Annotated in this window: 17 protein-coding genes, 1 pseudogene and 1 riboswitch; of the genes and pseudogenes, 6 read left to right on the plus strand and 12 right to left on the minus strand. The window is 47.0% G+C overall.

From position 1 onward, the window contains the following. Positions 1–61: 61 nt before the first annotated feature. The 6 genes from parE to nudF form a co-directional block, all read right to left on the minus strand. On the minus strand, positions 62–1,951 hold the full coding sequence (parE, locus tag HYN51_RS12700; RefSeq protein WP_108900365.1) for a DNA topoisomerase IV subunit B: 1,890 nt from the start codon (positions 1,949–1,951) through the stop codon (positions 62–64). Positions 1,952–2,053: 102 nt separating this feature from the next. Next, positions 2,054–2,641, minus strand: coding sequence for an esterase YqiA (gene yqiA, locus HYN51_RS12705; RefSeq protein WP_192878403.1), 588 nt, complete (start codon positions 2,639–2,641; stop codon positions 2,054–2,056). Beyond that, positions 2,641–3,468, minus strand: coding sequence for a 3',5'-cyclic-AMP phosphodiesterase (gene cpdA / locus HYN51_RS12710; RefSeq protein ID WP_108900367.1), 828 nt, complete (start codon positions 3,466–3,468; stop codon positions 2,641–2,643). The genes yqiA and cpdA overlap by 1 nt, the downstream gene beginning before the upstream one ends. Before the next feature lie 50 nt (positions 3,469–3,518). Then, entirely contained in the window at positions 3,519–3,944 is a 426-nt protein-coding gene (locus HYN51_RS12715; RefSeq protein WP_108900368.1) for a DUF1249 family protein, read from the minus strand. Between the two features lie 289 nt (positions 3,945–4,233). Further along, positions 4,234–4,572 (minus strand): hypothetical protein, encoded by a 339-nt coding sequence (locus tag HYN51_RS12720; RefSeq protein WP_108900369.1) that lies wholly within the window; start codon positions 4,570–4,572, stop codon positions 4,234–4,236. Between the two features lie 110 nt (positions 4,573–4,682). Then, a complete protein-coding gene (gene nudF / locus HYN51_RS12725; RefSeq protein WP_108900370.1) occupies positions 4,683–5,315 on the minus strand; it encodes an ADP-ribose diphosphatase in 633 nt (210 codons plus the stop codon). A 236-nt stretch (positions 5,316–5,551) separates the two neighbouring features. Between nudF and tolC the strand changes: the two genes are divergently transcribed. The 3 genes from tolC to HYN51_RS12740 all read left to right on the plus strand — a co-directional run bounded on the left by tolC (position 5,552) and on the right by HYN51_RS12740 (position 9,093). After that, complete coding sequence (gene tolC / locus HYN51_RS12730) at positions 5,552–6,904, plus strand: outer membrane channel protein TolC (RefSeq protein ID WP_108900371.1); 1,353 nt, start codon at positions 5,552–5,554, stop codon at positions 6,902–6,904. A gap of 356 nt (positions 6,905–7,260) precedes the next feature. Further along, complete coding sequence (locus tag HYN51_RS12735; RefSeq protein WP_108900372.1) at positions 7,261–7,923, plus strand: DUF1190 family protein; 663 nt, start codon at positions 7,261–7,263, stop codon at positions 7,921–7,923. A gap of 12 nt (positions 7,924–7,935) precedes the next feature. Then, positions 7,936–9,093: a glutathionylspermidine synthase family protein gene (locus HYN51_RS12740; RefSeq protein WP_108900373.1), complete on the plus strand. Its 1,158-nt coding sequence runs from the start codon at positions 7,936–7,938 to the stop codon at positions 9,091–9,093. A gap of 301 nt (positions 9,094–9,394) precedes the next feature. On the opposite strand, the gene ygiD is transcribed toward HYN51_RS12740, so the two are convergent. Then, the gene (gene ygiD / locus HYN51_RS12745; RefSeq protein ID WP_108900374.1) at positions 9,395–10,177 is read right to left on the minus strand and encodes a 4,5-DOPA-extradiol-dioxygenase; all 783 of its coding nucleotides are present in this window, start codon (positions 10,175–10,177) and stop codon (positions 9,395–9,397) included. 317 nt (positions 10,178–10,494) lie between these two features. Between ygiD and zupT the strand changes: the two genes are divergently transcribed. Then, on the plus strand, positions 10,495–11,262 hold the full coding sequence (gene zupT, locus HYN51_RS12755) for a zinc transporter ZupT (protein WP_108900376.1): 768 nt from the start codon (positions 10,495–10,497) through the stop codon (positions 11,260–11,262). Between the two features lie 487 nt (positions 11,263–11,749). On the opposite strand, the gene ribB is transcribed toward zupT, so the two are convergent. After that, on the minus strand, positions 11,750–12,403 hold the full coding sequence (gene ribB / locus HYN51_RS12760; RefSeq protein ID WP_108900377.1) for a 3,4-dihydroxy-2-butanone-4-phosphate synthase: 654 nt from the start codon (positions 12,401–12,403) through the stop codon (positions 11,750–11,752). A gap of 105 nt (positions 12,404–12,508) precedes the next feature. Next, a riboswitch (FMN riboswitch) is annotated at positions 12,509–12,676 on the minus strand. A gap of 186 nt (positions 12,677–12,862) precedes the next feature. Between ribB and ubiK the strand changes: the two genes are divergently transcribed. Then, complete coding sequence (gene ubiK, locus HYN51_RS12765; protein WP_108900378.1) at positions 12,863–13,114, plus strand: ubiquinone biosynthesis accessory factor UbiK; 252 nt, start codon at positions 12,863–12,865, stop codon at positions 13,112–13,114. Between the two features lie 55 nt (positions 13,115–13,169). On the opposite strand, the gene yjeH is transcribed toward ubiK, so the two are convergent. Further along, positions 13,170–14,429 (minus strand): L-methionine/branched-chain amino acid transporter, encoded by a 1,260-nt coding sequence (gene yjeH / locus HYN51_RS12770; RefSeq protein ID WP_108900379.1) that lies wholly within the window; start codon positions 14,427–14,429, stop codon positions 13,170–13,172. A gap of 9 nt (positions 14,430–14,438) precedes the next feature. Beyond that, positions 14,439–15,866: a bifunctional D-glycero-beta-D-manno-heptose-7-phosphate kinase/D-glycero-beta-D-manno-heptose 1-phosphate adenylyltransferase HldE gene (hldE, locus tag HYN51_RS12775; RefSeq protein ID WP_108900380.1), complete on the minus strand. Its 1,428-nt coding sequence runs from the start codon at positions 15,864–15,866 to the stop codon at positions 14,439–14,441. A gap of 144 nt (positions 15,867–16,010) precedes the next feature. On the opposite strand from hldE, the gene HYN51_RS12780 reads away from it, so the two are divergent. Further along, the gene (locus HYN51_RS12780) at positions 16,011–16,943 is read left to right on the plus strand and encodes a Kdo(2)-lipid IV(A) acyltransferase (RefSeq protein ID WP_108900381.1); all 933 of its coding nucleotides are present in this window, start codon (positions 16,011–16,013) and stop codon (positions 16,941–16,943) included. Between the two features lie 40 nt (positions 16,944–16,983). On the opposite strand, the pseudogene glnE reads toward HYN51_RS12780, so the two are convergent. Together glnE and HYN51_RS12790 are read right to left on the minus strand one after the other, a co-directional pair. Beyond that, positions 16,984–19,823: pseudogene (gene glnE / locus HYN51_RS12785) on the minus strand (bifunctional [glutamate--ammonia ligase]-adenylyl-L-tyrosine phosphorylase/[glutamate--ammonia-ligase] adenylyltransferase). A gap of 34 nt (positions 19,824–19,857) precedes the next feature. Beyond that, on the minus strand, positions 19,858–21,150 hold the full coding sequence (locus HYN51_RS12790) for a CYTH domain-containing protein (RefSeq protein WP_108902061.1): 1,293 nt from the start codon (positions 21,148–21,150) through the stop codon (positions 19,858–19,860). Between the last annotated feature and the right edge of the window lie 179 nt (positions 21,151–21,329).

The following is a 21,329-nucleotide window of genomic DNA, read 5'->3' on the forward strand; positions in this document are numbered from 1 at the left end:
TTTCCTTTCCCGTTTTCATTTAAAGCATTGGCTAGACAAAAACGGGGTTCAGATACCGATATTAAACATCAAGTTCCACACGATCGCCTTTTTCCTGTAACCAGTTACGGCGATCTTCTGAACGTTTCTTCGCTAACAGCATATCCATCAGGGCCATAGTGGTTTCGCTGTCTTCAAGGGTTAGCTGAACCAAACGACGGGTATTTGGATCCATCGTGGTTTCACGCAGTTGTAGCGGGTTCATCTCACCCAACCCTTTAAAACGCTGTACGTTTGGTTTGCCTTTCTTGCGTTTTAGCTGCTCCAGCACGCCCTCTTTTTCCTGTTCATCCAGCGCGTAGTAAACTTCTTTTCCCAGATCGATACGGTACAGCGGCGGCATCGCCACGTAGACGTGTCCCTCTTCTACCATCTTACGGAAATGGCGAACAAACAGCGCGCAAATCAGGGTAGCAATATGCAGACCATCGGAGTCCGCATCCGCTAGGATACATACTTTGCCGTAGCGTAGTTGGCTGAGGTCGTCACTGTCTGGATCAATACCAATCGCCACCGAGATGTCATGAATTTCCTGAGAAGCCAGAACCTCATCGGAAGAGACTTCCCAAGTATTCAGAATCTTACCCTTCAGCGGCATAATCGCCTGAAATTCGCGGCTACGCGCCTGCTTGGCTGAACCGCCCGCAGAATCCCCTTCCACCAGAAACAGTTCGGTAACGCTTAAATCTTGTGATGAACAATCTGCCAGTTTGCCCGGCAAAGCAGGCCCACTAACCAGTTTTTTCCGCACCACTTTTTTTGCCGCCCGCATACGCTGCTGGGCGCTGAAAATGGCCAGTTCGGCTAACTGCTCCGCCGCCTGCACGTTTTGGTTCAGCCACAGGCTGAAGGCATCTTTAATAATGCCGGAAACAAACGCTGAACTTTGACGAGACGATAAACGCTCTTTGGTTTGACCGGCAAACTGCGGATCCTGCATTTTCAGGGAAAGAACGTAAGCGCAGCGATCCCAAATATCTTCCGCACTCAGCTTTACGCCACGAGGCAGCAGATTGCGGAATTCGCAAAATTCACGCATCGCATCCAGCAACCCCTGACGCAGGCCGTTAACGTGAGTCCCCCCCTGCATGGTTGGGATCAGGTTTACGTAGCTTTCGCTCAGTACTTCCCCCCCTTCCGGCAGCCATAACAGCGCCCAGTCCACCGCTTCAGTATCACCAGCAAAAGCACCGACAAAAGGTTTTTCTGGCAGTGTTATCAAGCCATTTACTGCTTCCATCAGGTAATCGGTCAAACCATCCTGATAGCACCAGCGCTGCTCGGTACCATTCACTTTATCGGTAAAGATAATCTCAACGCCAGGGCAGAGAACGGCTTTCGCCTTTAGCACGTGCACTAGGCGAGAGACAGAAAATCGTGGGCTGTCAAAAAAGCTAGGATCCGGCCAAAAGTGAACGCTGGTGCCGGTATTACGGCGACCACAGGTACCGATAACCGCCAGATCCTGCACTTTATCACCGTTTTCAAATGCAATGCTGTATACCTGCGCGTCACGACGCACCGTCACTTCCACACGGGTAGACAGGGCGTTAACTACCGAAATCCCTACTCCGTGTAGACCACCGGAAAACTGGTAGTTTTTGTTAGAGAACTTACCGCCTGCATGTAAGCGACACATGATAAGCTCAATCGCCGTTACGCCTTCTTCAGGATGAATGTCGACAGGCATACCGCGGCCGTCGTCGATCACTTCCAGCGACTGGTCTTCATACAAAATAACTTCAATTTTACTCGCGTGACCGGCTAACGCCTCATCAACGCTGTTATCAATAACTTCCTGCCCGAGATGATTCGGACGAGAGGTATCGGTGTACATGCCGGGACGGCGTCGTACTGGTTCAAGGCCGCTGAGCACCTCAATGGAATCAGCGTTATAACTGGATTGGCTCATTGTTTGGTTTCTGGATAAGTTTCAGGGCATAAAAACGATCATTGTTTATTATCGGTGTAAACCGGCTAACCTTCCATAGTATGGCAGGCCGAAGCTACTTATTTAGCATTTAGCCGCAGCAAGCCCTAAAAAATCAACAATCGGGGAAAAATAGTGATCAAAGCTGACAAAACTGTGGTTCCCACCGGACTCCACCGTTTGTCGACAAGAGGTGTAGTAAGTGACCGCCTGACGATAATCAAGCACTTCATCTCCAGTCTGTTGCAGTAGCCACAAAAGGTCCGGAGACTCCAGCGGTTCTATCTGCATTACTTTGAGGTCGTAAACATGACGTGACTCTACCACATATTGCTGTCCGGTGTAGGGATTCTGATACTCGCCAATATATTCCTGCAGCCACTCAAACGGTTTTACTGCTGGATTAACGACTACCGCAGGCAACATAAAACACTGAGATAACCAAGTAGCATAATAACCACCCAACGAGGAACCAACAATCCCCAGAGGCTCTCCCACACGGTCCAGTACGATTTGCTCCAGTAGCTCTGCCGCTTCCGCAGGAGAAGCCGGTATTTGTGGAATCAACACCTCAATATGCGGATGGTGCTCCGCCAACCAATGCTTAAAATTAACGGCTTTAGCAGACTGAGGTGAACTATTAAACCCATGTATATAAAGCAGAGTCGTCATCAATAACCATCCGAGTTCATGTCAGGACGGAATACATCGCCCTCAAGGCGGCATACCGTAGTTTCAATGGAACCATCAGAATAGAGATCGAGATAACGCCAGCCCGGCGCTAAGTCATCAATAGTAAAGTTAGTACAGTGGGGTTTAAATTGCACACAAGTAGAAGGAGATGCCAGAACCCGCCGTCCATGCCAGTCAAGATCGAGATCCTGATGGATATGTCCACACAACAAAGTTTTAGCCTGAGGATGTCTGTCGAGTACTTCCGCCAATATATGGGAATTACGTAGGCTATGTTGATCCAGCCAAGTACAACCCGAAGAGTGAGGATGGTGATGGAGCAAAATCAAAGCATGACGGTCGCTGTATTGTGTGAGTGAGCGATCAAGCCAGTGCAACTGATATTCACTCAGCTCACCGTGGGGTACACCTAACACCTGACTATCCAGTAAAATGATGTACCAGTCTTCGCCAAGCAGCACCTGCTTTGAAGGAAGTATCTGTGCCGCAGCCATAGCGTCAACCATCGCCGGCTGAAAATCATGATTCCCCGGCAACCACACGCATGGCGCAGGTAAAGTCGCAATACCTGTGGTAAAACGTTCATATGCGGCAAAGGAGCGATCCTGAGCCAAATCACCCGTTGCGACGATTAAATCGTAATCGTGCCCCCTTTCGGCGATGGCACGTAATACCGCCTGATAACTTTTCAGGGTATTCACCCCCAAAAGTGTTTCATCAGCACCAGCAAATAAGTGAGTATCAGTAATCTGCAAAACTCTCACTTTAGACCCACGCGCTAAAGGGAGTTGAAAAAGGCTTTCCAAGAGATTTCCTTCAAAAGGCTTAAGTTAGTAAGCTCCTGCTTTCTAAGTGTTTAACAAATTGGAACAGACATTGTTCCTTTCACCAGACAAAAGCGCAACCAGTCCGCCAAAAATTGGTTAATTTGGTGTTTTTCGTCACGCTGGTGTAATTTTTTATTAGGATAATCATAACTTGCTTTAAATCTAAAGATCTGTTGACTAGAACACACTTCTGCAACTAACGCGTCATGGTAAAGCCGCACATTTAAGCAGGGCATGCTCCAATAACTCACTTTAGGAAAAACTTGCTTAATAGAGACATAAGAGGTGTAACGGGTAGATTCAAGCGTTTCAATGCGATACACCGCTCCGGCAACTTGCAGTTCCACCTGACTTCCTGGCCTATCATCACGGGGAATCAGGCGTCGCAATTGAGCATAATTGACTTCCGTTAAGCGCATCATGGCAGGAAAATCTGGTACATATTTCTTTTTCATTTCACCCTGCCCATTGCTGTTTTTTATACGAAACCAATCCTAACACTCGATTTTAACATCATTTTTATCAGTACAATTATTCTATACTTCCGTCTCATATCAGGCGGCCTATTATTATTCGAGAACCACCCAGAAATAAAGAATCAATTAGTCAGGAAAAGTAAAGGGGAAGAGTTAACGTTTATCGCGTTCTGCCAAATATGCCTGGGAGTTATCAGGCATAATATAATAATGACATTGACGAAAAATACCGCGGTGTTACGTCCTTATAGCCACCATAATATTATGGTTAAATATGTTCGTAATTAACCTCACAATAAAAACCTTTCATATCGCTGCCGCCAGAAATCAGCCTGTAACTGATAATTTGGTCATTTGCTTTTCTGGAATAAAACGTAAAATTAGTGTGTTGCATCAGAGAAACAAACGACATGAAATGCATCTTAATAGTATGAATGTCAGGTTGTCTTAACATCACCTCAATGTAGTATTTGTTATCAATTACCTCATAGCTAAATTCAACGACCTTCTCATCCAGATGGAAAAAATCGTGAATTTCAGAATCAATCCACGGATCGGTAATTAGCTCAATGCTGTTAATAATATTATCAACAATCTTATTGGCCACAGAACACCCCCTCTCATAATTATTCCTTTTATATTAGCAGTATCCGAATAATTTAACAGGAAACCGCAGAATAAAATCTCTGCGGCATAAAATCACTGATTGCCCGATTGTTAATTCTGCCATTCGGTACGTAAAGCTTGATAATTTAGTTGTAACCACTGCAATGCAATAATTGCCGCCGCATTATCAATAATACCCTCGGTCACCCAATGGTAAGCCTGTTCGCGGCTGACGACATGAACACGAATGTCTTCATGTTCTTCCGCTAAACCATGAATGCCGCTGGCTTTCGAAGAATCAACTTCGCCCACCATAATTGACGATCGCTCGCTGGCTCCACCCGGGCTGGCTAAATAACTGAGAACCGGCTTACAGCGACCGATAACAATACCCGCCTCTTCTTGCGCTTCGCGACGCACCACTTCTTCAATATTTTCATCAGGTTCAATCATGCCGGCAACTAACTCTAACAGCCAGGGGCTATCGCTGGTTTCCAGCGCAGCAATACGGATTTGCTCGATCAATACTACCGCATCGCGAACCGCATCATAAGCCAGCAATACCCCGGCATGGCCGCGTTCAAAAATCTCTCTGACCACTTCACCGCTCATGCTGCCATCAAACATACGGTGGCGAAAACGGTACTCCGTCAATGAAAAAAAACCGCGAAAAAGTGGCTTTCGTGAAATAATTTCCACATCATCCTTACCTAACGTCACGGGCACAGATTGAGATAACTTCATTATTTCTTTCTCTTTTAGTCGATAAATGGTCTTATAGCGTCTATCAAGTTGGCTACGCCAGATAGCTCCAACAGATAAATGCCCAAAATAGGTAAATTTTCTGTAAAAAATGCCGAGATGGCACATAAAGCTACCTCTATTATAAGGAATACTCTGGTAGAATTTGCGACTATATTTAATATCTGACCGTAGCTATCAGTCAAAACAACATTACTGCTGTACAACAAGGACCGCCCATGAAAAAACTGCTTCCTTTGATTATTGGTCTTAGCCTAGTTGGCCTTAGCACTTCAAGCTATGCCGAAAATTTAATACAAGTTTACCAACAGGCTAAAAGCAATAACCCTGACTTACGTAAGTCAGAATCTGATCGTGATGCAGCCTACGAAAAAATTAGTGAATCCCGCGGTGCCCTGCTGCCTCAATTAGGATTAAATGCAGGTTATAATATTAACCGTGGTTATCGTGACAACAGCGGCAGTAAAAGTGATGTTACCAACGGTACTTTGCAATTAAGCCAAACTATTTTTGATATGTCTTTATGGCGTCAGCTTAATATCACTGAAAAGCAAGCCGGTGTTCAGGACGTTTCCTATCAGGCTCAACAGCAAACGCTGATTCTCGATACCGCTACCGCTTATTTTAATGTATTACGCAGTCTGGATATTCTTTCTACTACTGAAGCGCAGAAAGATGCACTTTATCGTCAGTTAGATCAGGCTCGTCAACGTTTTAACGTAGGCTTGGTTGCGGTTACTGATGTGCAAAACGCTCAGGCACAATATGACCAGACGCTAGCCGACGAAGTGACCGCCCGCAACAATCTGGAAAACTCTCTGGAAGTTCTTCGCCAGATTACCGGAATGTTCTATCCGGAACTGAGCTCGCTGGATACCGCTCGTTTCAGCACGAATCGTCCGAATAACGTTAACACGCTTCTACAGGAAGCAGAAAGTCGCAACCTGAACCTGTTAACTGCTCGACTGGCTCAGGATTTATCACGCGAACAGGTTAAACTGCAAGAAACGGGTCATATGCCAACCGTAGCATTTACCGCATCCAGTGGGTTATCAAACAATGACTATCGTGGTACCAGCACCATTGGCCCAGAAGATAGTATCAATGGTAACACTACCGCTGGCTTTACTTTGAGTTTCCCACTATTCAGTGGTGGTCAAACAAGTTCCCGTGTTAAGCAGGCGCAATATAATTATATTGGTGCCAGCGAAGCGCTAGAAAGTGCGCACCGCTCCGTAGTGCAGATCGTACGTTCTTCTTACAATAACGTTTCTGCGTCTATCAGCTCAGTAAATGCTTATAAACAAACTGTTGTTTCTGCCCAGAGTTCATTAGAAGCCACTCAGGCGGGTTATGATGTAGGTACTCGTACCATCGTGGACGTGTTAAACGCTACGACTACCTTATATAACGCTAAACAACAGCTTTCTAACGCACGCTATGATTATCTGATTAATCAGTTAAACATCAAATATGCGTTAGGCACATTGAACGAAAACGATTTGGATTTACTCAATAAAACGCTGGGTAAACCAAACTCGACGATTCCGGTCATTAACGTTAAAGAATAAACCTTTATTACCCCTCGTCGAACATCTCTGTTCCCCCGGACTCAGCGAGTCCGGGGGAATTTTTTATCTTCCTTTAGCGAAAATAGTGATTCAATACACACTTCTCTCGCCAAACACCAAAATTGTGGCTAGCGTGTCGATCTTTGCTTTAGTTTATCGCTTATTTCGCCTATCCTACAGGGTATACCTATAAAGGGATGTTTCCTGTCAAGTGCTACGTTTTCTACCAAATAGCCAATATATTTATGTTCTTTTTATCCTTCCTACCGTAATGAACATAGATAAGCCGTTTTTTTTCAAATTAGCAGCGCTGGCAGCAATATGATTTTTGTATTTTACTCTGGGACTGATAACTCATGAAACGCACTAAACATATCAACCGTGACTCTTTTCGTAAATCCTTCCGTACTTATCGTTTAGCTCCTGTTGCGCTGGCAATAAGTGCCGTATTGATGCTGTCGGGCTGTGAACAGGCTGATGAAAGTGTATCCCTGTTCCAGAATGCGGATGAATGTAAACAAAGTAACCCATCAATGGGCGAGCAGTGCACCATTGCTTATAATCAGGCTCTAGAAGAAGCCGCGAAAACTGCACCAAAATACGCAACGAAAGAAGATTGCATAGCTGAATTTGGCGAATCCCAATGTACTGAAGCACCTGTTCAGGCGGGTATGGCAGCCCAACCACAACAAAGCAGCATGTGGATGCCTTTGATGGCCGGCTATATGATGGGCCGTATGATGGGCGGCGGCTATGGTCAATCCCCACTGTTTACCTCTAAGGCAGCCGGCAGCCCGGCTAACGGCAAATTTGTTGACTCAACGGGCCGTAGCTATGGCAATGCAACCACTGGCAGAACCATGAAAGTGGATAAGAGTGCACTGGCACCTAAGCCAGCTACCACAACAACCGTTACCCGCGGTGGCTTTGGCGATTCGGTCGCTAAACAAAATAGCATGTCACGTAGCAGTGCATCTTCGAACAGTTCATCAACAAAAAGTCGTTCATTTGGTGGCTAAGGTTAATTTTTAATGATTCGTCAATCTATTACCGAACGCCCAAACTGGCGTGAAGTCGCTGCTGAATACGGGTTTCATTTTCACACTATGTATGGCGAACCCTACTGGTGTGAAGATGCCTACTACCAGTTCTCACTGGCTCAAATTGAAGAGCTAGAAAACACCACCGCAGAGTTGCACCAGATGTGCTTGCAGGTGGTAGAAAAAGTGGTTAACAGTGAAGAACTGTTGACCAAATTCCATATTCCTAAACACTGCTGGGATTTTGTTCGTACTTCATGGAAAACTCAGCAACCGTCACTCTATTCTCGCCTCGACTTGGCCTACGATGGTAAAAGTCCAGCCAAGTTGCTGGAGAACAATGCCGATACGCCGACCTCTCTGTATGAAACGGGCTTTTTCCAATGGATGTGGTTGGAAGACCAGGTTAATGCAGGTAATCTGCGTCACGATGCCGATCAATACAACAGCTTACAGGATAAGCTGATTGAACGTTTCTCCGCGCTGAAATCGCTACACGGTTTTAATCTGCTACATTTTGCCTGCTGCCAAGATACCGAAGAAGATCGTGGCACCGTACAGTATTTACAGGACTGTGCTAACGAGGCAGGTTTAGCCAATCAGTTTATGTTTATTGAAGAAATTGGCTTAGGGGAAAAAGGCCAATTTACTGATACCGACGATCGGGTTATCAGCAATCTGTTCAAACTCTATCCTTGGGAGTTTATGTTCCGGGAAATGTTCTCCACCAAGCTGACCGATGCTGGCGTTCGTTGGTTAGAGCCTGCATGGAAAAGCATTATTTCCAATAAAGCCCTGCTGCCTCTACTGTGGGAAATGTACCCAAATCATCCAAACCTGCTGCCGGCCTATTTCGCTGGAGAAGCGCATAATCTAAACCACTATGTTTCCAAACCGCTATTCTCGCGGGAAGGTGCCAACATTCAGATTATCGAAAACGGTCAGGAAGTCTGTAAAGTCGATGGGCCTTACGGCGAAGAGGGAATGATCATCCAGCAATTCCACCCGTTACCGCGCTTTAATGACAGCTACACCCTAATTGGTAGCTGGCTGGTAGATGATGAGCCTTGCGGTATTGGCCTACGGGAAGATCATAGTTTAATAACGCAGGATCTTTCGCGGTATTATCCGCATATTATATTAGATTAGGCCCTTTGCTCTTGACCTTAAAGAGCACTGGAATTCAGCTGACTGCGCCGGTGCGTTAAGGCCGAACGAAGGAAGAAGGAAGTCGCTACAACGCGGTCTACCGCGTTGTACAGCGCTTGCGCTGGCCCGCAAGGGTGAATACATCATGAAATGATGTATTCATAGCGCGACCTGAATTCGTGTGCGAAGGCACGGGTGTGCAGAGGGTATTCGCCTTTAATACCCTCAGCTCGGCCGCCGCACGAAACTCAATTTGAACTCATTTCCTTTAGTGGACGAAACTAACCCCGGTTCTAATTAGCTATCCCACTTTAACCGACAACATACTCAACGATCCCATTACGATACCATCCACCGGTATGCTCACAGGTTCGTTATATTCCCGTGCTCCCAGCACATACAGCAACGGTAAATAGTGTTCTGGTGTCGGGCAGGCCAGATATGCATCCGGGTTATCGATAAAGTTAACTAATGGATGGTTATCCCCCTGCCAGCTCAAGTTATCGCGTACAAAACTGTCGAAGCGTTCAGCCCAATCAAAAGGCTGCTGGTTACCCTGCCATCTTGCCATTCGCAGATTGTGTACCACGTTACCGCTGGCAACAATCATGACGCCTTCACGGCGTAAAGCAGATAATTTTTTCCCCAGTTGGTAGTGATAAGCAGCCGGCTGTGTGGCATCAATACTTAACTGAACCACCGGAATGTCAGCATCAGGGTACATTTTGATTAATACACCCCACGAGCCATGATCCAATCCCCATTCGGTCATATCGGCAATAACAGGAACCGGTGCCAGTAATTGTTGAACTCGTGCCGCCAGTTCAGGTGAACCTTCTGCTGGATATTGAGTATCAAATAGCGCCTGCGGGAAACCACCAAAGTCATGGATAGTTTTGGGATGATCCATTGCCGTAACTGCCGTTCCACGGGTATACCAATGGGCCGAAACCGCAAGAATCACTTTAGGACGCGGTAAGCTATTACCCAAATTGCGCCATGCTTGAGTATAACTATTTTCTTCCAGTACGTTCATCGGGCTACCGTGCCCCAAAAACAGGGCAGGCATTACGTTGCTGTTCATTATTCTTCCTCTGTTTTTAGTTCAGGTTGATTATCCTGATAGCTGATGCTATTTACTTAAGGGAGATTAACCGAATCAGAACCTCAATTCGGGATTAAAATTAATTGTTCGTTATGATGGATTTGTGTTGTAACAATAGGTGATATCTTAAGCTTTATCCTGTTGTTTAAAAGAGGATAAGCCTGACAGATACCGTCAAAAAAATTGAATAACCACCAATTTATTCGCCCTATTAAATAAATTGCTATTGTATATTCGATATTTCCATCAGGTTTGCTATCATCGCTGATGATAATCATTCTCATATAAGGAATTCTATGTCAGTTCCATTAATTCTTACTGTACTTGCCGGAGGCTCTACCTTTATAGGTGCTTTTCTGGGGATAATTGGTCAAAAACCATCAAATCGCGTACTGGCGTTCGCACTAGGTTTTGCCGCTGGTATTATGCTGTTAATCTCCCTGATGGAAATGCTGCCCGCGTCACTCAATACGCCAGGAATGTCACCGGTATTGGGGTACAGCATGTTTATTATTGGACTACTTGGCTACTTCCTACTGGACCGCATGCTGCCCCATCAACATGCTCACGATCTGACACCCGGTAAAATACCCTCTCGTAATCTGAAACGTACTGCCATTTTGCTAACCTTAGGCATCAGCCTACACAACTTTCCTGAAGGTATCGCCACCTTCGTGACCGCCAGTACTAATTGGGAACTGGGTTTAGGAATTGCGCTAGCGGTCGCGATTCATAATATTCCTGAAGGTTTAGCGGTGGCGGGTCCGGTGTATGCTGCTACGGGCTCAAAGCGCACGGCATTGATCTGGGCGGGTCTTTCTGGCGTTGCTGAAATTATTGGTGGCCTGTTTGCCTTCTTGTTACTTGGTCCGAACGTTTCGCCGATAATTATGGCTTCGATTATGTCGGCAGTTGCTGGGATTATGGTAGCGCTATCGGTTGATGAACTGATGCCGTTAGCCAAAGAGATAGATCCCAATAATAATCCAAGTTACGGTATTCTTTGTGGTATGTCAGTGATGGGATTGAGCTTAATGATGTTGCAGTTGTGGACTGTTGGGTAATTTATTCTTTTTTGGGTTTTTTATTAGCATCTGAGGATATTCCGGCCGTAAAAGCAATGTGCTTATATCACCTTAGTACCCGGCCGGGGAGCATCTGTATTTAGCCTCTGAGTGCGTCGGGCCAAGCCCGATGATCAATTCCATCAGTCATAATAGAAGCCGCATTAGCGGCTCAGACTGCTGACCAACCTAATAAATTAGCACCTGTAAATATTCCGGCCGTAAAAACGATATTGCCCAAATCACCTTCGTGCTGGGCCGGAAGATCGTCTGTACTTAGCTGTTGAGTACGGAGGGCCTGGCCGGGTTAGGGGCAGGGTGAAACACCGTAAGGTGTTTCACCCTGCGGGCCAGCGCAAGCGCCAAGTCGACCCCAACACCCGTCCCTCCCGTCGATTAGCTATCTTAAGAGCTAAACTGAACTAGCAGACTTTGTCATCAGTCATAATAAAAGCCGCTAATGCGGCTTTTATTATCAATATAACAATCAGCTGGCTTTTCTGGCCTGCTGCTCAATATACATCACCAGATCTTCAATAGTGACCACCGGCATATTATGTTGTTTACCAAACTCAATAACCTGTGGTGCATTTGCCATGCTGCCATCGTCGTTGGTAAGTTCACAGAGTACACCTGCTGGTTTAAATCCAGCCAGAGTAACTAAATCGATTGTCGCTTCAGTATGACCACGACGAGTTAATACACCACCGGTACGGGCACATAATGGAAAAACGTGGCCCGGGCTGTGCAGGCTGTTGGCCGTTGCGCCATCAGCAATAGCGGCACGAATCGTGGTAATACGGTCAGATGCAGAAACGCCGGTTGTCACCCCTTCAGCCGCTTCGATAGTGACGGTAAACGCCGTCTGATAGCGGCTAGAGTTAGCCGGAACCATCATCGGTAGATCCAGCTGTTCACGGGTTTGTTCGTTGATACACAGACAAACGATACCACTGCCATGACGAATGGTCAGTGCCATTTGCTCAACGGTCATGGTTTCAGCGGCAAAAATCATGTCGCCTTCGTTTTCACGGTTTTCATCGTCAAGTACCATAACGCCACGACCGTCGCGCAATGCATCCAGCGCAAGTTCAACGCGAGCAATTGGGGTACCGTATTCGGAAAGTAATGTCTGATTCATGGTAAAATAACCTCTTAATTAATATGGATTACCAGAATCAGGGCAGCTTAGGAAGCAGGCGAAAAGCCTAAAATAACGTAAGGCGAGCGAATGCCCGACCATTGTCATTACTCTCTCCCATCCGGACTATAACCGTCGGCCCCGGAATTACACCGGATCTGCTGACCTTGAAGCTAACTTTCATCAGATTCAAGCGCTCGCGGGCTTTCATCTCGCCATCAGGCTTAATGATTTACCGCCGGTGGGGATTTCCACCCCGCCCTGAGAATAAGCGTGTTCACTATAACGCTTATTAATATCAGCGGCAATATGGACAGGGCAATCTTAGCCTCTGAATTTGACAGACCCAAGACACACCACTATCAAATGTTTATACTCTGCAAAACAAGCGGTAAACTAAAGGCTATCTCTTAATCAATGGGATTAAATAAGATGCCATCAACCCTCAAAGGTAGACCAATGATCGACCCGAAAAAAATTGAACAGATAGCCAAACAAATTCACGAGTCAATGCCAAAAGGTATCCGCGAACTGGGCGATGAAGTCGAGAAAAAGATCCGTCAGGGGCTGCAAAATCAGTTGGCAAAACTGGATGTCGTCAGCCGTGAAGAGTTTGATATTCAGACTCAGGTTCTGCTAAGAACCCGCGAAAAGCTGAATGCACTGGAAAAGCGGCTGGCCGAGTTGGAAGCCAGAGGCAATCAAGAATAGTCGTGATTTCTGAGCGCATTAGTGAAATCTCTCGTCTTCACTAATGCGTATAACGCTATTCTGCAGGCACTTCTGAAGCGTGTTTTCTCCGTGGCAGTATTAACCACAATAGGGCAAACATCACTACGGCATACAGCGTTTTCCAGCCAATCATCATCAGTAATAAAACACACAGCGCAGTACCGATAAACGACATCACTCTGGCGCTTCCCTTCAACAGGCGGCAACCTGACAGCATGCAAAGCAAATAGATGAACACAAAGATGCCATTGGCATAAACGATCAGTTCATCCAGCGCCAGAGAGAAATAGTCCGCCGCCAATGATGAAGCCAGGCAGCACAACAAAACTAACGACAATGCATTCAGCGGTGAGCGAGAGCGGGAAAGTTGTGCGACCCAAGCTTTGGGTTTCTGCTCATAAGTTTGCGACCACACCAGACGCGCAAAGCTTTGAGTATAAATATTCAAACTGGCAAAGCACGCCAGATAGCCAATAATACAAGCCACCCATAGCGCATGTTGACCAAATAGTTGAACCACGATTGAGGGCAAAGAAACTGATGCTGCCATCTCCCCACCGTAAGAATGAAATGCCAATACCGCAGCGGTACAACTCCAATAAACGCCACCAGCAACCAGCATTCCAATCAGCAAAGCGCGGGGAAAGTCACGTTCTGGGTTGCGAAACTCTGCGGCCAGATGGGCAAAAGCCTCCAAGCCAACAAAGCACCAGAACATCACCGCCAATGCACTAAACATCGGGCTGGCTGATAATGAACTCAGCGCTGGCCATTGGATGGAACCCGGCGTAATTTCTCCTTTCCACCAGATAGCCACCACCATCGCCACAATCAGACCCGCGATGATCACCTGCACATTGGCACTGGAACCGGCGCTACGCATTCCCAACAATAGAATAGCGAGCAAGGTTCCCAACTGAACCAACAACAAACCTGAATGCTCCAGCCCAAATGCTGCCTGCCAAAAACCTGACGCTATTTGTAATGCTGCGGGTAACCCCACTGGAATCACGGATAAAAACAGCCAACCGGTTACCCTCGCCATATGAGGGCCAAATGCCAGACTGACAAAATGTGCCGCACCACCAGCGTTAGGGAAATAACGCCCCAACGCGGCAAACGCGATAGCAATAGGGAAAACCAGAATAATTAGAACAGGCCAGGCCCACAGGCTGCCAGAATCAGCTATCTGCGCGGCCAATGCAGGCACCGCAAATACGCCCGTTCCCAGCAACGATGTTGAGAGTAATCCAACGCCCTGAACTAACCCCAGTTCCTGCTTTAATCCACTCATTGAGGTTAATTATCCGCGTTCCATGATAGTTTTAATGATATTGCTGGTTGAACAGCCATCTTCAAAATTCAGAACGCGCACATCACCACCTGCCGCCCAAACTTCTTTACTGCCGGCAATGTCTTCCGGCTTATAGTCACCACCTTTAACCAACAGGTCAGGCAGAATCTCGGCAATCAGCCGCTGAGGCGTATCTTCTTCAAAAGAAACCACCCAATCCACTGCCTCTAATGCTCCCAGCACAATCATACGTTGCGCCAGAGGGTTCACTGGGCGAGTTTCCCCTTTTAAACGACGGGTGGAAGCATCACTGTTAACCGCCACAATCAAGCGATCCCCCAATTTCCGAGCGTTCGCCAGATAAGAAACGTGACCGGCGTGCAAAATGTCAAAGCAGCCATTGGTCATCACCACTTTTTCACCGCGTTGGCGAGCATGGGCAACTGCTTGTTTCAACTGTTCTTCATTCATCACGCCAAAACCGGTATCTGCTCTGCCACGGATGGCATTTTCCAGCTCAATAGGTGATACCGTTGATGTTCCCAGTTTACCAACTACCACACCGGCTGCGGCATTGGCCATAAAGCAAGCTTCTTCCAGCGTCAGGCCAGCAGCCAGACTCACCGCCAGCACACCAATTACCGTATCACCGGCACCGGTAACATCATAGACTTCCTGCGCCAGAGTCGGCATATGGAAAGGATCTTTGCCCGGCTGTAACAGTGTCATACCGTTTTCTGAGCGAGTGATCAGCAATGCACTGAACTCAAATCGTTCAATAAGTGCCATACCGCGGCTAACCAATTCATCTTCGCTTTTGCACTGGCCTACGACGGCTTCAAACTCTGTCAGATTAGGCGTTAACAGCGTAGCACCACGATAACGCTCAAAATCAGTACCTTTTGGATCGATCAGAACCGGAACACCCGCTACACGTCCCAGCTCAATCAGTGACTGAACCGAAGCCAGCGCGCCTTTAGCATAATCAGACAGCACCAGCGCCCCTAGACGAGGCAAAGCTTGCTGTACTCGATCCAAAATCGGTTGAGAATCGACGTTCTCAAAACCTTCTTCAAAATCAAGGCGCAATAGCTGTTGATTGCGGGAAAGCACACGCAGCTTGGTAATTGTTGGATGAGAAGCAACCGCCACAAAATCACACTTAACGTTGACTTCACTCAGTTTGCTGTTTAATACACGTGCAGGTTCATCTATTCCAGTCAAACCAACTAAATGAGAAACACCGCACAGAGAGGCGATATTCATTGCGACGTTTGCCGCGCCTCCGGGACGATCTTCTACCGTATTGACCTTAACCACCGGCACCGGAGCCTCAGGTGATATTCTGCTGGTTGGCCCATGCCAATAGCGATCGAGCATAACATCACCGACAACCATTACGCTGGCACGGCTAAAATCAGGCAACATGACTTTCATCCCATACTCCATAAACGAGGACAGCATATATTGTTAGGCAGTTTATCATAATCACATCGTAAAATAGGAATGAGATAAAAATACCGTTAAACTGATATAAACGCCGTTAAACTATTGGACAATAATTTTCTAATTCGATTTGTTATGCCAAAAAATCAAATACTCCCGGAATTTACCCGTCAATTGTTACATCCACGCTACTGGCTGCTCTGGTTCGGTATCGCTTTTTTATACCTGATTGTTTTGCTGCCCTACCCTTGGATTAGTAGCCTAGGGCGCGGTTTAGGTCGCTTTGCTATGCGTTTTATGACACGCAGAAAAATGATCTCACGCCGCAATATTGAGCTTTGCTTTCCGAATATGACTGAGGCGCAGCATGAAGCCTGGATGATTAAAAACTTTGAAGCGACCGGATTAGCGGTATTTGAAACAGGCATGGCCTGGTTCTGGCCCAATTGGCGTATCGAAAAGTGGTGTAAGATTCAGGGAATTGACCATCTGGATGTGGGTATCTCGGAGAAACGTGGAGTATTGGTGATTGGTATACACTTCCTAACCCTTGAGCTCGGTGCGCGAATTATTGGTATACATCGCCCCGGCGTGGGGGTATATCGCCCTCATGACAACAAACTCATGGACTGGCTACAAACCTGGGGAAGACTACGTTCCAATAAATTTATGCTCGACCGTCGCGATGTAAAAGGCATGATTCGCTCACTCAAAAAAGGCGAGCTGGTTTGGTACGCGCCGGACCACGATTATGGCCCGCGCAACAGCGTTTTTGCCCCTTTCTTTGCGGTGGAAAAAGCGGCCACCACGATTGGCACCTCAATTTTAGCCCGTATGGCCAATCCGCTGTTGGTTCCGTTTATCCCTAAACGGAATGATGATAATCAGGGATATACCTTGATTGTCCAGCCTCCATTAGAAGGCTTCCCAACGGATGATGAAATTGCAGCCGCCATCTTTATGAATCAGGTGATTGAGCAGCAAATCCTGCTGGCCCCAGAGCAATATATGTGGCTACATCGCCGGTTCAAGACCCGTCCATCGGGTGAAGCATCTTTATATCAATAAGTTATCGCTCTCAGCGAAATCGGTACTGAGAGCGATATATTTACTCGGCTAACCACTTACGCCAGCTCTGGTTAACCTGCACCCTTTCCTGCTCAAACCTTCCAGTTGGTACTTGCCCTGATTTGTCCTGTAATGCCAGACGATGGATCTCATCACGCATCGTGACATACGCTTTAGTTAAGGCCATCGCTTCCTGCTCGTCCATAATCTGATAGTTACCCATCAGTTCAAAAATCCTGACGTTATCAGACCAATGCGTGAGCCGAGGTTGTTGATGTGCATAACGCAGCACCAAATACTGAGCGATAAACTCAATATCCGTAATCCCCCCCTCATCGGTTTTCAAATCAAATAAATCAGCATTTTTATTACCGAGGTGACCACGCATTTTTTCCCGCATCTCGCGCACTTCTTGTTTTAGCTGTTGTTCATTGCGTTCAAGGCAAAGTATTTCATGACGAGCGTGGTCAAACTCTTTATGCAAATGGGGATCGCTGTAAACAATGCGAGTACGTACTAACGCCTGATGCTCCCATGTCCATGCTTCATTACGCTGATAGTCTTCAAACGCACTGATAGTACTGACTAGCAGGCCTGATTCTCCGGATGGCCGTAGGCGAGCGTCTACCTCATACAAAATACCGGAAGCCATGCGCGCACTAAAAAGATGCATAATCCGCTGCCCTAGGCGTAAATAAAACTGGCGGCCATCAATACTGCGTTCGCCGTCAGTGGCGACGTTTTCCGGGCAATCCACCAGAAACACCAGATCCAAATCGGAAGTGTAGCCCAACTCAATACCCCCCAGTTTGCCATAGGCCACTACGGCAAAACCGCGACCTTCACGATCGTATAAATGGGATGGCTGACCGTAGCGCGCTGTCATCTGGAACCATGCCTGCTGAACCACCGCCTCAATAATCGCTTCAGCCAGATAAGTTAAGTGGTCACTTACTTTCATCACCGGCAGTGCCCCGGCAATATCAGCAGCGGCAATACGTAACAAATGAGTCTGCTTAAATTGACGTAATGCTTCCAGACGCTGCTCTTCATCCTCTTCAGGCACTCGCAGTAAAAACTGACGCAGTTCATCACGATAGGCACTCAGCGGAACCGTTTGATACAGCGAGTTAATATCCAACAGCTCATCTAGCAGAATAGGATAGTGAGCCAGCTTACTGGCCACCATCGGTGACGCAGCACAAAGCCGGATAAGGTGAGTCATGGCGGAGGGATACTCCACCAGCAGTTCCAAATAGGTAGTACGAGTGACAATGCTCAGGATTAAATGGGTAAGACGCGGTAATACGCTATCAGCGTCCTCGCGCTGACATACTTCAGACAACAACCTTGGCATCAGTTTATCGAGTACATCGCGACCTCGCTGACCAATCGACCGTTTATCAATATCATGGCGAAATTCTGCCAAATGTTCTCTCACACGCTGTCGTGGCTCTTCACCTAATTGAGGCATCAATTGAGAGAGTTCACAGGCATCCAGATCGTCCAGCCATAGCGGGCTGTAACATAAGCTGTCGGAATCTTCTTCTGCATCTGGCGTATCATCACCAATAAGATTGGCAAAAATCTCTCTGACGGAAGCCATATGTTGCCCCAATTGTGACAGCATGGCTTCCCAACTAGCGCTCCCCATACCGGCCGCCAGACGAGCTTGATCCAAAGGATCCACGGGCAGTGTTTGCGTTTGCTGATCGGCTATCGCCTGCAACAAGTTTTCCAGTCGACGCAGGTAGAGATAACTCGTACTCAGGATGTCTGCCTGCTCTTGGGTTAATAAATCCAAATCAGCGATGACCTTGAGCGTAGGCAGCAGAGAATTATCCTGTAAGCTAGGCTCACGCCCGCCGCGAATCAGTTGAAATACCTGAGTAATAAACTCAATTTCACGAATGCCACCAGCTCCCAGCTTGATATTATCTGCCAGACCCCGACGGCGAACTTCTCGGGCGATCATCCCCTTCATATTACGCAATGACTGGATCACGCTGAAATCAATATAGCGACGGAAGACAAAGGGTCGCAGCATCTGCTTTAGCTCTTCACTGTAGCTATCCTGTCGGTCGCCCATAATTCGCGCTTTTACCATGGCGTAGCGTTCCCAATCTCGCCCCTGCTCCTGATAATAATCTTCCAGAGCGCTAAAACTGAACACCAATGGTCCGCTATCACCAAAGGGGCGTAAGCGCATATCTACCCGATAAACAAAACCTTCCTGAGTAATCTGATCCAACGCTTTAATCAGCCGCTGCCCCAATCGAGTAAAAAACTGGGCGTTATCTAACTGGCGGCGGCCACCCTGAGTTTCTCCATTTTCTGGATAGGCAAAAATCAGGTCAATATCCGATGAAAAATTAAGTTCTCCCCCCCCAACTTGCCCATACCTAAAATAAACAACGGCTGCGGATTTCCACTACGGTTGGTTGGCGTTCCCCACTCCCGACAACAAAGGTCGTACAACCAGTCGCGGGCGGCGATAATCAGCGTTTCCGCTAATATGCTTAACTGACTCAAGGTTTGTTCAGTATCACACCGTTTTAAACTCTGCGCCCAAGAGATGCGAATCATCATTTTACGCCGAAACAGACGCAGAACCTGCAACAAATGAGTCTCATCAGTGACGTCAGCCAGAACCACCTGAAGCCATTGCTGATAGTATTCAGCATCTGTAGCACAAGGCGGATGTTGATGAAGCTCATTCCACCACTCAGGATGCTGAAGTAAGCCCTCACTGACAAAATCGCTGAGGGCTAACGCTACGCCATCCTCTAGGCTAAACTGAACCGTTTGAGCCAAACATTCAGCCAACTCAGACTGACGTTTAATCCGGAGTGCTTCAAGTAGTGGAAAATGAGACAACATAGGGTGTCCTTACAGAAGGTAATTAGGCTGCGGGTTATACATGTTGAGAACTGTTTAGCCAGAACAGTGGGTATTCCATCGCATTGCGGCGCAGTGTGTCACGATCGCCTTGGGCCTGGAACAGTTTCTGCCAGACGTCAATATAAGGCAGTGACAGTTCGTCATCATAAGCCCCAGAAAGCAGATAGAAATTGATAATCTGACGTTCCAAACGCGGCTGCTGGTCGTTATATCCCTCATTACTTAATGACTTATTGAACGCCTCTTTCAACTCCGACTTACAGCGGGACAACATAATATCGGCAAAACGCTTAAATGAACCGGCCAGCTTTTGCTTTCCTTTATCATCGACAAAAATACGCCACCCTTTATTCATCACCCAAGCCATCAGCGCCAACTTCAGTTGCAAATATTCCGGCTGATAACAAATGGATTCCGCCTGTTGAGTCACTTCGAGCTGCTGCTCCAGTTCGGTTAAACGTTCACGTAGTGGGGCCGTGGCTTTGCGAGGGATAATTCCACCAAACAACGCCAAAATTTGGCGTATTGCCGTTAGACTATGGATAACCGCCGACTGGGCCAGTGGTTCGCCTGCAAACCAGCAGGCTTCATTATGCTGCCAGTAAGCAAATACCCACTCCAATGCGCCTTCTAACCCTTGCTCAACCGTAGCCCGTTCGTGCACGGTCAACACGTTCATCGGCGTAACCGCTATGGAGGTATCACCGTTTAACAAACGGTATCCCCGTGCCGCTTTACTTTGGCTACCTAAACGCAACCCTTTTACGCTGGTTAATTGCTGAGCCAAGGTCAACATATCCGCCGCATTACCTTGCTTCAGCTCCATCTCCAGTTCGCTAATCGCTTCACTGGCGTCGCCCGCTGTAATATGGCCTTGGTCGATAGCAATCTCTATCAGGCTTTGCTGAAACTTAACCAGCCAGCTCTGGCGTTTGAAATCCGTAGTAAAGAGCGGTTGTAGCTTTGTTAGTATGGCTGATACATCAACGTCAGTAGGCCAAACGTCGGCCGGTAATAAAGAGATGTCCAACTTGTCGGAAGGTAATGGAATATTATGTTCGGCCCGGTGAGCCACACCACCAACAGTATTGCCTGCAGATTTTAACGTCATCTCCCAAGCGTCATTACAACCTCTGACGCGCAGCCCAATACGATGACCACGCAATACACCGTCTGCCGTATCGTAATAGGTATTTGATAACTGCTGGACCCCACCACCTTCGACACTCAGTCGGGAGATAACTTCAGGTAAATTCGCAACGGCTTCGGAAGTGGCAATAAATTTAAGCTCAATCTCAACGGTCATAATGGTTTCCGCAATTAAAAAAACAAAACAATAACAAATGATAATAATTATGCGAGCAATGCAGTAATTTACGCCATCGGAAGGGTAAAAAACCACCTGATTCGTTCTCTTTGTTGGGTTACAACATAGGTTTTACATTGCACACTCTCTCCGAAGGCTCTACTATCGTCACATAAGTC

Origin of the sequence: Limnobaculum parvum (genome assembly GCF_003096015.2) — a bacterium.
GTDB lineage: Bacteria > Pseudomonadota > Gammaproteobacteria > Enterobacterales > Enterobacteriaceae > Limnobaculum > Limnobaculum parvum.

What these genes read in the sequence shown, in the direction of transcription:
- parE (WP_108900365.1), bottom strand. Translation starts at nt 1,951, where the DNA reads ATGAGCCAATCCAGTTATAACGCTGATTCCATTGAGGTGCTCAGCGGC.
- yjeH (WP_108900379.1), bottom strand. Translation starts at nt 14,429, where the DNA reads ATGAGTGGATTAAAGCAGGAACTGGGGTTAGTTCAGGGCGTTGGATTA.
- ygiD (WP_108900374.1), bottom strand. Translation starts at nt 10,177, where the DNA reads ATGAACAGCAACGTAATGCCTGCCCTGTTTTTGGGGCACGGTAGCCCG.
- zupT (WP_108900376.1), top strand. Translation starts at nt 10,495, where the DNA reads ATGTCAGTTCCATTAATTCTTACTGTACTTGCCGGAGGCTCTACCTTT.
- hldE (WP_108900380.1), bottom strand. Translation starts at nt 15,866, where the DNA reads ATGAAAGTCATGTTGCCTGATTTTAGCCGTGCCAGCGTAATGGTTGTC.
- tolC (WP_108900371.1), top strand. Translation starts at nt 5,552, where the DNA reads ATGAAAAAACTGCTTCCTTTGATTATTGGTCTTAGCCTAGTTGGCCTT.
- ribB (WP_108900377.1), bottom strand. Translation starts at nt 12,403, where the DNA reads ATGAATCAGACATTACTTTCCGAATACGGTACCCCAATTGCTCGCGTT.
- HYN51_RS12790 (WP_108902061.1), bottom strand. Translation starts at nt 21,150, where the DNA reads ATGACCGTTGAGATTGAGCTTAAATTTATTGCCACTTCCGAAGCCGTT.
- HYN51_RS12740 (WP_108900373.1), top strand. Translation starts at nt 7,936, where the DNA reads ATGATTCGTCAATCTATTACCGAACGCCCAAACTGGCGTGAAGTCGCT.
- nudF (WP_108900370.1), bottom strand. Translation starts at nt 5,315, where the DNA reads ATGAAGTTATCTCAATCTGTGCCCGTGACGTTAGGTAAGGATGATGTG.
- HYN51_RS12735 (WP_108900372.1), top strand. Translation starts at nt 7,261, where the DNA reads ATGAAACGCACTAAACATATCAACCGTGACTCTTTTCGTAAATCCTTC.
- HYN51_RS12780 (WP_108900381.1), top strand. Translation starts at nt 16,011, where the DNA reads ATGCCAAAAAATCAAATACTCCCGGAATTTACCCGTCAATTGTTACAT.
- HYN51_RS12715 (WP_108900368.1), bottom strand. Translation starts at nt 3,944, where the DNA reads ATGAAAAAGAAATATGTACCAGATTTTCCTGCCATGATGCGCTTAACG.
- yqiA (WP_192878403.1), bottom strand. Translation starts at nt 2,641, where the DNA reads ATGACGACTCTGCTTTATATACATGGGTTTAATAGTTCACCTCAGTCT.
- ubiK (WP_108900378.1), top strand. Translation starts at nt 12,863, where the DNA reads ATGATCGACCCGAAAAAAATTGAACAGATAGCCAAACAAATTCACGAG.